We start from the raw sequence: 12,588 nt of genomic DNA, 5'->3' as shown, positions 1-12,588 counted from the left end.
GACAGTGGATAATTCAAAAACAACTGTAGTGGTAGGCATGAGCGGAGGTGTAGACAGCTCTGTTACGGCTAAATTGCTGAAAGATCAGGGGTACAATACCATAGGGATCTTCATGAAGAACTGGGACGACACAGACGAGTTTGGCATGTGTACTGCAACAGAGGATTATGAAGATGTGAGACTGGTCGCCGAGGAAATCGGCATCCCGTATTATTCGGTCAATTTTGAAAAGGAATATTACGACAGGGTCTTCCGTTATTTTCTCGATGAATACGAAAAAGGAAGAACGCCGAACCCGGATGTTATGTGTAATAAAGAAATTAAATTCAACGCGTTCCTGGACCATGCGATGCTGCTCGGTGCTGATTATGTCGCCACAGGACATTATGCACGGGTGGAACATGGAAGTGACGGTGTCAGGATGCTGCGGGGCATCGATGATAATAAAGATCAGACGTATTTCCTGAACCAATTGTCGCAAAGACAGCTTGCGCGCGTGATGTTCCCGCTCGGTCATTTGAATAAGTCCGAAGTGAGGGAACTGGCACAATCCTATGATCTGGCGACCAAGGACAAAAAAGATTCAACGGGCATATGTTTCATCGGTGAAAGGGACTTTAAGGAGTTCCTCAGCGGTTATCTGCCGGCGAACCCCGGACGTATGATCGATATGGACACGGGCGAAGATAAAGGCCAGCATGACGGTTTGATGTACTATACTATCGGCCAGCGTCAGGGACTGGGCATTGGCGGAGACAGCGGCCCTTATTTTGTTGCGGGCAAGAATCTTGAAACCAATGAACTTTACGTCGTGTCAGGCGCTGATAATCCTGCCTTGGATGCGTCCAGTCTCACGGCATCTGAACTTAATCTGATCAATGACATGCCGGAGACATTTGAATGTACAGCCAAATTCAGATACCGCCAAAAAGATGTTCCGGTCACAGTGAACAGGCTGTCGGACGGCAGGGTGAATGTGGATTTCCATGAATCGTCACGGGCAATCACACCAGGCCAGGCTGTTGTATTATACGACGGTGATGTCTGTCTTGGCGGTGCCACGATAGATACGGTCTATATGAATCAAAAAGAACTGGAGTATCTTGGATAATGGGTCTGGAATACGAAAAACTGATGCGTGACGGAAAAATGGAAGCGGCGATAGAAGCAATTTTCAATTCAATCGAGGCAGAACCCCGGGAAGAAGTTCATTATATCAATGGTGCAAACATGCTTCATAAGGCAGGCAGAGATCAGGAAGCGGAAAATTTTCTGCAGAAAGCCATCACTTTGAATTCTGGCAGTACAAGCGCATATTATTCCCTGGCAAACATCTATTTTGACAGCGAACGATACTCTGAAGCAGTGAGGCTGTATCTGCTTGCTTACAGCAGAAATCCTGAGGACGGCGATCTGAATTTCATGCTGGCCATGTCACATGTCCATCTGGATTCACCGGAGAAAGCGATTCAATTTTTTGAAGCGGCGCATAATGCCAAACCGGATGATTTGGATATATCATTTCAGTATGGTCTTCTGTGCTGCCAGGTCTCGCTGTATGACCCTGCGGAAAAACTGCTTGGCAAAGTGATCGATAAGACGGATCATGCCGACGCAGAGTACAACATGGGGCTGTTAAAACTGATGAAATATGATGATCAGAATGCTGCAATACATCATTTCAGAAATGCATCAGAAATTCAAAATGATCATCATCTTGCCCATCATGCACTCCGTAAGCTGACTGAAAGCAATGGATAGTGACAACCAAGGACAGTGATTTTGTATGGAACAATCGACAATTTATGATGACACTTATGTGACCGGTGAAGTGGAGCGTGTCATTTTCTTGAGTGAACAGACCCGTTTTGCCGTCCTTAAAGTGAATATTACCGAGACGAATACCCATTTCAATGACGACGTTATTGTGACGGGATATTTTCATGCAGTTACAGAAGGGGAGAGCTACCGCTTTTCAGGCAAAACAACTAATCACACCCGGTATGGCGAACAATTCAGTGCCGACTCTTTTAAGAAGGCACTGCCCAACACAGTGCGGGGCGTCATACATTACCTGTCGGGAGACACTTTTCCGGGCATCGGTGAAAAGACCGCAAAAAAAATCGTGGACACCCTTGGAGTGGATGCCCTTGAGAAAATATCCGACGACCCGGCAGCTTTAAAAACGGTCGACGGATTATCCGGAAACAAAATCGACATGATCCACAGAACGATACTGGAGAACCGCCAGACGGAGCAGATGATCATCAAGCTGACAGAATTGGGCTTTGGCGCCCGGATGAGTGCCAGGATCTTAAAGACCTACGATGAAGACACTCTGAATATCATTGATAAAGAACCCTACAGGCTGGTCATGGATATTGAAGGCATCGGTTTTGCGACAGCGGACAGGATTGCGCTCAGCTCCGGGATAACCTTGGATGACACCGGCAGGCTGAAAGCGGGGATCATGTATGTCATGGAATCGCTGGTCATGTCTGACGGACATACCTATATCAGAATGGAGGATCTGGTCAGTTCCGCTGATGAGCTCCTTGCGAAAGATGATACAAGCTATTTCGCCGATACGGAGATCATTGATGCTGTCCATGCATTGTGCGACAGTGATCAGCTGATCGATTTTGAAGGCAGTATTTACATCCCGTCGTTGTTTTATTCGGAGTATAAATCCGCGGAACAGATATACCGGCTTGTTAATGACCGTACTGACATATCAATCAGTACTGAAAAAGCGGGAGAAACGGTTGAGGAAGTCGGAGATCATTTTGATATTTCATATAATAGGAAACAAAAAGAGGGGATCATCCGGGCGCTGACACAAAAGATCTCAATAATTACGGGCGGACCCGGTACAGGTAAGACAACCATTGTCAAAGGCATCATCAATGCTTATCACAGAATTCATAAACTTAAGGACTATGGCGAATATTCAGCCGATGAATATCCGGTCAAACTTATCGCACCGACCGGCCGCGCCTCCAAACGGTTAAGTGAAACTGCCGGCATTTCAGCATCCACAATACACAGATTGATCGGCTGGGGCATGGAGACTGGTAAAGACGAACTGATCGATGCGGATCTGGATGCGGAGCTGATTATCATCGATGAAATGTCCATGGTTGATACTTGGCTGTTCTACCAGTTCATGCGCAATGTAAAACCTTATACCATACTTGTTTTTGTCGGGGACCGGGACCAGCTGCCCTCGGTCGGTCCCGGTACTGTATTTAAAGATCTGATAACATCGGATGTCATCCCAGTGACTGAACTGGATACCATCTATCGTCAAGGGGAAGGCTCCTCAATCATCCGTCTGGCGCATGAAATCAAAGAAGACAGACAGATGGATATACGGCAGAAATTCACCGATCGGCTGTTTATCCCGGCCGGGATAAACCAGATCCCCGAACTCGTAGAAAATGTCGTGGACAAGGCAGTGACTAAAGGGTATGATATGCGTGATATCCAGGTGCTTGCCCCAATATACAAGGGAAATGCTGGCATCACAAAACTCAACCAGATACTCCAGCGGATTTTAAATCCCGGTGAAGATGATAAGAATGAAATCGAGTTTGGTGATCTGCGCTTCCGTGAAGGTGATAAAGTCATCCAGCTTGTTAACAGAGCGGAGGACAATGTATTCAACGGGGACTCCGGGATCATTGACTCTATATTATTCAAAGATCAGGATGGAGCGGAGAAAGATACCATTACGGTTGACTTTGACGGCATTCATATCGCCTATGAAAGAAAAGAACTGATAGAACTTTCACATGCATATTGTACAAGCATTCATAAGGCACAGGGCAGCGAATATCCCATAGTCATTATGCCGGTCGTTAAAAGCTATCGGCATATGCTGATGAAGAACATCGTCTATACCGGCATCTCCAGAGCCAGGGAGTCCCTGATTATATGCGGGGACGACACCGCTTTTTACGATGCCTTGAAGCGGGAAGGTATTCAAAGGAATACATCGCTCACGGAAATGATCCATACCGTCTTCGGTATGGATGTAACGGGCAGTGACAGGGAAAACGCCTTGCCTGAAGAGACGGTTTTGACCGAGGAGAATATGGTAAGGATACCGGCGATGATCAACATGGGTGAGGTGTCACCATACGATTTTAATTGACACAGTATCCGTTTGAATCTATAATCATTGACAAGTGAAAAACTGGACTATCAATTCTTAGGAACGTAATTTTACAGAGACATTGTGGCAGCTGGAAACAATGATACGCCTTTTGACGTGCTGTAGTTCAGTAAAATGAGATAATCTTAGAGTGATGGCATCTGCCATAACCTGGGTGGTACCGCGGTTAAGACCGTCCCTTTATTGAGGACGGTTTTTTTATTCCGTAATTTGACAAGGAGTGAAAACAATGGAGCAATTATCAGGAAATGAAATCCGAGACCTTTTTATCAATTATTTCAAAGAAATGGATCATATGGTAGAGCCGAGCGCGCCGCTCGTGCCGATCGGTGACGATTCGTTACTGTGGATCAACTCAGGTGTAGCGATAATGAAAAAATACTTTGACGGCAGAGTGAAGCCTGAGAATCCTAAAATAGTCAACGCTCAAAAATCAATCAGGACCAATGATATTGAAAATGTAGGGTTCACAGCCAGACACCACACCTTCTTTGAAATGCTCGGCAATTTCTCGATTGGAGATTATTTCAAGAAAGAAGCAATCGAATATGCCTGGGATTTCCTGACAAATAAAAATTGGATCGGTTTTGATGAAAATCTGCTTTATGTCACAGTCCATCCTGAAGATGAGGATGCCTATGGTATCTGGAGAGAGACGATTGGACTGGCACCGGAGCGGATCATACGTATTGAGGGCAACTTCTGGGATATCGGTGAAGGCCCGTGCGGCCCGAACAGTGAGATATTCTATGACCGGGGAGATGCTTATGGGAGCGGAACTGCCGCTGAAGAGATGTATCCGGGCGGAGAAAACGAAAGGTATCTGGAAATCTGGAATCTTGTGTTCAGTGAATTCAATCATAATAAGGATGGTTCGTACACACCCCTGCCTAAACAAAATATTGATACTGGTATGGGACTCGAACGTATCGCAAGTGTCATGCAAGATGCTCCTACGAATTATGATACGGATCTGTTCACACCAATCCTTAAGAAAATCGAAGCGCTGAGCGGCATTAAATATGGGACAGACAGAAAAACAGATGCAGCATTTAAAGTGATCAGTGACCATATCAGAACAGTGAGCTTTGCTGTTGCGGACGGGGCGCTGCCTTCTAACGAGGGCAGGGGCTATGTGTTGAGAAGGCTGCTCAGACGGGCAGTCAGATTCAGTAAGGATCTGAAGATAAAAAGGGCTTTCATGTTTGAGCTTGTAGATACTGTGTCTTCAGTCATGAGCGGATTCTACCCGAATGTTGCCGATCGGAAAGATTTTATCAAGGAAGTCATCAAAAAAGAGGAAGAGAGATTCCTTGGCACTCTGGATGAAGGGATACGCATTTATGAAGGCCTTAAGGAGAAAGCTCTGGAACATGGTAGAATTATCAAAGGTGAAGATGCCTTCAGACTTTATGACACCTACGGCTTCCCCTTTGAACTGACTCGGGAATATGCCGAAAATGACGGATTGAGCATCGATGAAGCCGGATTTAAAGCTGAGATGGATAAACAGAGGGAAAGAGCGCGCAATGCAAGAAAATCCGGAGCATCCATGCAGGTCCAGTCTGAAACTCTGGCAAACATCGATTCTGACAGCATATTTACAGGCTACAGTTCAAAATCAGAACATGCGAAACTGCTTCATATTATCAATGAAGATGAAGCAGTCAGCCAGGCCGAAGCGCCCGGCACCGTCGAGCTCATTTTTGATAAGACACCGTTCTATGCAGTCAGCGGCGGGCAGGTGGCAGATAAAGGCATCATTTCCGGCAGCGGCACTGAGCTGGAAGTGACTGAAGTCTATAAGGCACCGAACGGTCAAAATGTTCATGTCGCCGATCTTAACACTGGGATAATCAAAAGAGAGCAAGGATACGACCTTGAAGTGGACCGTGATGAACGGAAATTTATCGTGAAGAACCATACCGCGACTCATCTGCTGCATCAGGCTTTAAGAGATACGCTCGGAGACCATGTCACTCAGGCAGGTTCGCTCGTCGAAAGCAGCCGGCTGCGTTTTGATTTTTCCCATCTGGACGGTCTTTCTTCCAAAGAACTCAAAAAGATTGAAGATACAGTCAATCGGAGCATTTTTGAAAACCTTGAAGTGTCAATCTCGCAGATGCCGATGGAAGAAGCCAGAGAAAAAGGGGCGATGGCCCTTTTCGGGGAAAAATATGGCAGTACTGTCCGCGTCGTCGATATTAATGCGTATTCCGTCGAACTGTGCGGCGGTATCCACGTAAGGAATACCTCCGAAATCGGTTTATTCAAAATCACATCTGAGACAGGAATCGGTGCGGGGATAAGAAGGATAGAAGCGGTCACAAGCAAGCATGCTGTCCGCCTGTATCAGGAAAAAGAAGATCGTTTATCTGAAATCGCTTCTCTGTTGAAAGTCAAAGAAGACCAGACAGAAAAAAGGATAGATGCACTGCTTGATGAAAATAAAACACTCAAGGAGGAGAACCGGGCGCTTAAGTCTGAAGTGCAGGACGAGAAGCTGGCCAATATCGATGATATGATCGAAGAGATCAATGGTGTGAAACTGATTGCCAGCGTTGTTTCCGCCGACAACGCAAAAGAACTCAGAGGGACCATGGATAATATTAAATCTAAAGCCCAGGATGCAATCATCGCCCTGGCTTCAGTTAATGATGGCAAAGTATCTCTTGTGGTTACTGTACCAAAAGTGCTGACAGACAGATATAAAGCAGGAGATATCATGCAAGGTATGGCCGCCGAAGTTGACGGCAAGGGCGGCGGACGTCCCGATATGGCCCAGGGCGGCGGCACGAACCCCTCTAATGTAACAAATGCATTACAATTTGTTAAAAATCATCTTTGACGTTCAATAGATTCCTTAAAAATGCTATAATGAAGGGCAAATGCTAGTAATGATGGGAGTGCTGAATTTGAATCAATTCGACGAGACAAGGAAGTTCAGTGTTGAAGATACGCAGGCACATAATGTAAAAGAGATTCTGACTAACGTCTACAAAACTTTGGAGGCGCGCGGATACAATCCAATCAACCAGATTGTGGGTTATCTTCAAAGTGGAGATCCTGCGTACATTCCACGCCATAATGAAGCGCGCAACAACATACGCCACGTTGACCGCGATGAAATTATGGAAGTTCTCGTGAGAACATACATCGAGCAGGAGATCAATGAGTAGGACACTCGGCCTGGATGTAGGCACTAAAACAGTAGGAGTGGCGCTCAGCGACGCTTTTGGCTGGACTGCTCAGGGACTGACAACTTTAAAGATTGATTCTGAAAACGGAAACTACGGTATAGACAAAGTCGAAAAGATTACCAAAGAGAATGATGTCACCAAAATCGTAGTCGGACTTCCAAAACATATGAATAACAGCATCGGTGAAAGCGGGGAACGATCCATACACTTTAGTAAATTGCTTGAAAATAGACTGCCAGATGTTAAAATACTATTGTGGGATGAGCGTCTCAGTACTGCAGGTGCTGAGCGGACACTGCTTGAAGCCGATGTATCCCGTAAAAAACGAAAAGCTGTAATCGATAAAATGGCTGCTGTTTTCATACTGCAGGGCTATCTCGATAATCCAGTAAAAGGAGAATGAATCATGAGCCAGGAAGAAATGGATTTCAATACAGATGAAGAGCTGCTGACTCTGTATGACGAAGAAGAAAATGAAGTACTTTATCGAAAAATGCTTGAATTTCATCATCCTGAATTTGCTAAGGATTATGTAATCCTGGCTGAAGAGGGCAATTTCTCAAACGACGAGGAAGAAATAGAGCTGATTCCAATGATCAATGTTGTGGATGAAGATGGTGAAGGCGGCAAGTTCCTTCCGGTTGAAACTGACGAAGAGTGGGACATGATTGAAGAAGTGGTCAATACTCAAATGGATGAACCTGAAGAGTAAATCATTGACATGTGATTCAGAATGGCTTCCAATTGCTAATTGGAAGCTCTTTTTGAGATAGGAGTTTAGTATGAGCAGACATGATGATATTAAATTTTCAAAAAATGTATCTTCCTACCTGTCCTTATTCATAATCGCTGCATTGTCGGTTATAATTATCGTCGTTATAATTATGCTCTATATGTACTTCCAGTCCAGTACGGAACCGCTGGATCCGAACTCGACCGAGACGCAGCAGGTGACGATTGAAGAGGGCGCCTCAGCAAGCATGATCGGCCAGCAGCTGGAAGAGGAGGAAATTATTAGAAATGGCACTATGTTTCAAATATTTCTTCGGCTAAACAACATTACGAATTATCAGTCAGGAGAATATGATTTATCTCCGGCGATGGACTTTGAACAAATTGCCCGGACGCTCGAGACCGGCAGTGTTTATGAGGAAGTACAGTATCGTCTGACAATACCGGAGGGCTATTCGGTCGAAGAGATCGCTGCCCGTGTTGAAGAGCAGCTGCCCGTCTCATCAGATCAATTTCTTGAACTGATGAATGATGAGGAATTTATACAGTCCCTGATCGAAGACTATCCGGACATGCTGAGCGAAGAAATTTTGAATGAGGAAGTGAAGTATCCGCTGGAAGGTTACTTATATCCTGCGACCTATGAGATAACCCAGGAAAGCCCGGACCTTCAGGCTCTAATAAGAAATATGCTCGATGCAACACAGAATAACAGTTATTCGGTATACACTTCAGCAGACGGTTATACGATCAATTATGAAGGTGAAGAGACTGACTTGTCTTTCCATGAATTTCTGACATTTTCTTCTATCATTGAAGAAGAAGCGACTTCAGTCGCAGACCGTTCAAGAATTGCCAGTGTTTTCCTCAACAGGATGAGTGAGAACCCGAGCATGCCGCTGCAAACTGACCCTACAGTCCTCTATGCTATCGGAGAACATCAGGAAACAACTACGTTTGAAGATCTTGAGGTTGAAGATCCTTATAATACCTATATCAACAGCGGCCTGCCGCCGGGACCGATTGCTTCCCCCGGTATGGAATCACTGCAGAGTACCATGAACCCTTCGGATACCGATTACTACTACTTCCTTGCCGATAGTGAAGGAAACAACCACTTTGCTGAAACGTTCGAAGAACATGTGGAAAATCGGGAAGAGTATATTAATAATGAGTAGAAAGATAAAATCTTCTTTTCAAGTGAATTAAACTATGCTACTATAAAACATGATAAATACAGCAACTGATAACTCTGTTATCAGTTGTATTTTTTATATGTGGTGAGAATATTGGATATATATGATTATGTTGCAGCGCTGAACAGTTCGGACGAATTGTTTGTGGATGTACACACAGATGCTGTTGAAAACAATGTCCCGATCATGGACCGGGATGCGCTTGAGGTGATGAAGCATTATATACATCTGACGGGGACCAGGCATATCCTTGAGATTGGCACTGCCATCGGTTACAGTGCATTGCATATGCTATCTGTCCATCCCGGTGTTTCAGTGGTGACGTTAGAAAAGAATGAAGACAGCCACCGGGCTGCAGAAGCAAACTTTGAAAAATATAATGTCACCGATAGGGTGAAACCAATACTTGGTGATGCCGCCGACACTTTGCATAAAGAAATTGCTGATCGTACTTTTGATATGCTTTTTATCGATGCTTCCAAGGGCAACAACCAGAAATTTTTTGAAATGTACAGCCCTTTCATTAAACAGGGCGGGCTTATCCTCGTTGATAACTTTCTTCTCAGGGGGATGGTGGTCGACAGGCATATACAGTCCAAAAACAGACGTAAAATGCAGGCCAGGGTGGATGCTTTCAATCAACATATCGCATCCTCCGAAATGTTCAGTTCATTTTTACCGGTGGGGGATGGACTTTTGGTCATCAGTAAGAATAAAGAGGTAAAAAACAGATGAAAAAGCCGACGATAATAGGCATAGCCGGTGGCTCGGGTTCAGGCAAGACATCCGTTACAAGAAAGATCATGGAGGCGTTGGACGAGCACAGTGTCGCACTGATTGAGCAGGATTATTACTATAAAGATCAGAGTGACAAAACATTCGAAGAAAGGCTCAATACAAACTATGATCACCCATTCGCTTTTGACAATGATCTTCTGACAGCCCATATCAGCCAGCTGCTCAAGCGTCAGCCGGTAGAAGTGCCGACATACAATTATGAAATACACACAAGGAGTGACACAACGATCTATGTCGAACCCAGGGATGTGATCATCATCGAAGGTATATTTGCTCTGGAAAATGAATCGTTGAGAGATCTGATGGATGTAAAAATATACGTGGATACTGATTCCGATATCAGAATTCTGCGGCGCCTGCAGCGGGATATCGAGACCCGTGGCAGAACACTCGATTCTGTCATCAATCAGTATTTGAATGTTGTGCGCCCGATGCATCTTCAATTTATCGAACCGACAAAACGTTTCAGTGATGTAATTATACCCGAAGGTGGAGAAAATAACGTAGCAATCGATTTAATCACGACCAAGATCAGAACTTTATTGAATAAGTAACCAATTTAATTTTACGAATACATGGAGGAATATTTAATGGATATGCAAAAAGAATTTCCAATGACACAGAGCGGATATGTACAACTGCAGGAGGACCTGGAAGAACTTAAAACTGTCAAACGGCCTGATGTGGTCGAAAAGATAAAAGTGGCGAGAAGTTTTGGCGACCTTTCCGAAAACTCAGAGTATGATGCCGCGAAAGATGAACAAGGCTTTATCGAACAGGAAATTACAAAGATTGAGGACATGCTCCGCCATGCGAAGATCATTGAAGACAACGGGAATAATAATATCGTGCAAATCGGCAAGACAGTGACTTTCAGCGAGGTGCCTGACGGAGATGAAGAAAAATATCAGATTGTCGGCAGTGCTGAAGCCGATCCGTTTGAAGGGAAAATTTCAAATGAATCTCCGATAGCAAAAGCCCTGCTTGACGCTGAGCTGAATGACTCCGTCATCGTGCCCCTCCCTGACGGCAGCGAGATGACAGTGAAGATTATTTCCATTGACTGATCATCAGGGTGTCATTGGAATCATCGGCGCCATGAAAGAAGAGACGGATATCCTCAGGGAGTGGATGGATGTATCATCTGTCGATACTGTCGCACACGCCGATGTTTACAGAGGCACACTCGAAGGCAGGGAAATTGCGCTTGTTGAGAGTGGTATCGGCAAGGTGAATGCGAGTATCATTACGGCACTCATTATCGACAGATATGATATAAAGATTGTCGTCAATACAGGTGTGGCCGGCGCTTTGTCAACAGCACTGGATGTCACCGATATGGTGGTAAGTACAAATGTACTGCACCATGATGCGGATGCATCCGAATTTGGTTATGAACCCGGGCAGCTGCCAGGCATGCCAAAGTTTTATATTGCAGATAAAGGTTTGAATAAGCTGGCGTTACAGGCGGTCAAAAAGAACACTGAAATTACGGGGCACAGCGGCCTGATAGTCAGTGGTGATGCTTTTGTCGGCAGTGCGCCACAAAAAGGAATGATCACTGAAAAATTCAGACAGGCGCTTGCCGTGGATATGGAGTCTGCCGCCATTGCACAGACATGCTATCAGCATTCGACAGCATTTGTCATCATCCGCTCCATATCCGATAAAGCGGATGATACCGCCGATATGTCATATAATGAATTTTTATCTAAAGCTTGTATTCATTCGTCTGAAGTTGTAAAATCATTACTGAAGGACTTGTAACTGGAGGGATATCCGTGACTTTTCTTATGATTATTGCATTCGTCATTACAGTTGTAATCGGATACTTGATATACAGGGATACCGAAACAGAGGATAATGAAATTAACGAGTAATCCATAAGTGCCTTAATTTATTAAGGCGCTTTTATTTTTGTGTTAAAATATAATAAAGCCCGATTGAGGTGCAAAATGTTGAACTTTTTGGAAAAGTATTTTCTGCCAAGCGATTATTTTGTCAATTTCAATATCATAACACCTGAATATTTGAAAGAACGTAATATAACGGCTGTCATTACCGATCTGGATAATACGCTTGTCGGATATGATGAGCCGCACGCTAATGAAACGGTGACCAGGTGGTTTAAGTCCATGAAAGAAAATGATATAAAGATTACGATAGTATCAAACGGCAATAAAGTCCGGGTGAGTGAATTTTGTGACCCGCATGATATCAACTACATCTTCAGTGCCAAAAAACCGCTGGGCAGGGGGTACAGAAAGGCAGTGAGAATGATGGGCACCAGAAAATCAGAAACGGTGATGGTCGGCGACCAGCTGATGACTGATATTCTAGGTGCGAACATGGAGGGTGTAAAAAGCATACTTGTGCTTCCTGTCAAAAGCAGGGACGGCTGGTCCACACGGGCCAATCGCAGTATCGAAAGAATTATTATGAGATATTTTAACCGCAAAGGTTTAATCAATTGGAGGCAGTAAAA

The 12,588-nt window shown here is 44.6% G+C and carries 13 protein-coding genes; all 13 read left to right on the top strand.

Translation table 11 applies throughout. The annotated features are described in order from the left end of the window. The first annotated feature begins 4 nt into the window (after positions 1-4). The 13 genes from mnmA (at position 5) to G343_RS0112530 (ending at position 12,586) form a co-directional block, all read left to right on the top strand. Entirely contained in the window at positions 5-1,111 is a 1,107-nt protein-coding gene (mnmA, locus tag G343_RS0112595) for a tRNA 2-thiouridine(34) synthase MnmA (RefSeq protein WP_020008513.1), read from the top strand. Then, entirely contained in the window at positions 1,111-1,761 is a 651-nt protein-coding gene (locus tag G343_RS0112590; RefSeq protein ID WP_020008512.1) for a tetratricopeptide repeat protein, read from the top strand. The genes mnmA and G343_RS0112590 overlap by 1 nt, the downstream gene beginning before the upstream one ends. Before the next feature lie 25 nt (positions 1,762-1,786). After that, positions 1,787-4,156, top strand: coding sequence for an SF1B family DNA helicase RecD2 (gene recD2, locus G343_RS0112585; RefSeq protein WP_020008511.1), 2,370 nt, complete (start codon positions 1,787-1,789; stop codon positions 4,154-4,156). 250 nt (positions 4,157-4,406) lie between these two features. Then, a complete protein-coding gene (gene alaS / locus G343_RS0112580) occupies positions 4,407-7,025 on the top strand; it encodes an alanine--tRNA ligase (RefSeq protein WP_020008510.1) in 2,619 nt (872 codons plus the stop codon). 67 nt (positions 7,026-7,092) lie between these two features. Further along, the gene (locus G343_RS0112575; RefSeq protein ID WP_026366398.1) at positions 7,093-7,356 is read left to right on the top strand and encodes an IreB family regulatory phosphoprotein; all 264 of its coding nucleotides are present in this window, start codon (positions 7,093-7,095) and stop codon (positions 7,354-7,356) included. Next, complete coding sequence (gene ruvX, locus G343_RS0112570) at positions 7,349-7,780, top strand: Holliday junction resolvase RuvX (protein WP_020008508.1); 432 nt, start codon at positions 7,349-7,351, stop codon at positions 7,778-7,780. Before G343_RS0112575 ends, ruvX begins: the two co-directional genes overlap by 8 nt. A gap of 3 nt (positions 7,781-7,783) precedes the next feature. Beyond that, the gene (locus G343_RS0112565) at positions 7,784-8,089 is read left to right on the top strand and encodes a DUF1292 domain-containing protein (RefSeq protein ID WP_020008507.1); all 306 of its coding nucleotides are present in this window, start codon (positions 7,784-7,786) and stop codon (positions 8,087-8,089) included. Positions 8,090-8,159: 70 nt separating this feature from the next. Continuing rightward, positions 8,160-9,287, top strand: coding sequence for an endolytic transglycosylase MltG (gene mltG, locus G343_RS0112560; RefSeq protein ID WP_020008506.1), 1,128 nt, complete (start codon positions 8,160-8,162; stop codon positions 9,285-9,287). Positions 9,288-9,398: 111 nt separating this feature from the next. Further along, complete coding sequence (locus G343_RS0112555; protein WP_020008505.1) at positions 9,399-10,040, top strand: O-methyltransferase; 642 nt, start codon at positions 9,399-9,401, stop codon at positions 10,038-10,040. Beyond that, positions 10,037-10,657 carry a uridine kinase gene (gene udk / locus G343_RS0112550; RefSeq protein ID WP_020008504.1) on the top strand — a complete coding sequence of 207 codons (621 nt, stop codon included), beginning with the start codon at positions 10,037-10,039 and terminating at the stop codon, positions 10,655-10,657. Before G343_RS0112555 ends, udk begins: the two co-directional genes overlap by 4 nt. 36 nt (positions 10,658-10,693) lie before the next feature. Continuing rightward, on the top strand, positions 10,694-11,170 hold the full coding sequence (gene greA / locus G343_RS0112545) for a transcription elongation factor GreA (RefSeq protein ID WP_020008503.1): 477 nt from the start codon (positions 10,694-10,696) through the stop codon (positions 11,168-11,170). After that, positions 11,163-11,870 carry a 5'-methylthioadenosine/adenosylhomocysteine nucleosidase gene (locus tag G343_RS0112540; RefSeq protein WP_020008502.1) on the top strand — a complete coding sequence of 236 codons (708 nt, stop codon included), beginning with the start codon at positions 11,163-11,165 and terminating at the stop codon, positions 11,868-11,870. The genes greA and G343_RS0112540 overlap by 8 nt, the downstream gene beginning before the upstream one ends. Positions 11,871-12,058: 188 nt before the next feature. Further along, the gene (locus G343_RS0112530; protein ID WP_020008500.1) at positions 12,059-12,586 is read left to right on the top strand and encodes a YqeG family HAD IIIA-type phosphatase; all 528 of its coding nucleotides are present in this window, start codon (positions 12,059-12,061) and stop codon (positions 12,584-12,586) included. Positions 12,587-12,588: the final 2 nt, after the last annotated feature.

This window comes from Salinicoccus albus DSM 19776, from assembly GCF_000385175.1.
GTDB lineage: Bacteria > Bacillota > Bacilli > Staphylococcales > Salinicoccaceae > Salinicoccus > Salinicoccus albus.
Note: the sequence above shows the minus strand (reverse complement) of the source record. Positions and strands in the feature narration are given on the sequence as shown.

What these genes read in the sequence shown, in the direction of transcription:
- G343_RS0112590 (WP_020008512.1), top strand. Translation starts at nt 1,111, where the DNA reads ATGGGTCTGGAATACGAAAAACTGATGCGTGACGGAAAAATGGAAGCG.
- recD2 (WP_020008511.1), top strand. Translation starts at nt 1,787, where the DNA reads ATGGAACAATCGACAATTTATGATGACACTTATGTGACCGGTGAAGTG.
- alaS (WP_020008510.1), top strand. Translation starts at nt 4,407, where the DNA reads ATGGAGCAATTATCAGGAAATGAAATCCGAGACCTTTTTATCAATTAT.
- ruvX (WP_020008508.1), top strand. Translation starts at nt 7,349, where the DNA reads ATGAGTAGGACACTCGGCCTGGATGTAGGCACTAAAACAGTAGGAGTG.
- G343_RS0112565 (WP_020008507.1), top strand. Translation starts at nt 7,784, where the DNA reads ATGAGCCAGGAAGAAATGGATTTCAATACAGATGAAGAGCTGCTGACT.
- mltG (WP_020008506.1), top strand. Translation starts at nt 8,160, where the DNA reads ATGAGCAGACATGATGATATTAAATTTTCAAAAAATGTATCTTCCTAC.
- udk (WP_020008504.1), top strand. Translation starts at nt 10,037, where the DNA reads ATGAAAAAGCCGACGATAATAGGCATAGCCGGTGGCTCGGGTTCAGGC.
- greA (WP_020008503.1), top strand. Translation starts at nt 10,694, where the DNA reads ATGGATATGCAAAAAGAATTTCCAATGACACAGAGCGGATATGTACAA.
- G343_RS0112530 (WP_020008500.1), top strand. Translation starts at nt 12,059, where the DNA reads ATGTTGAACTTTTTGGAAAAGTATTTTCTGCCAAGCGATTATTTTGTC.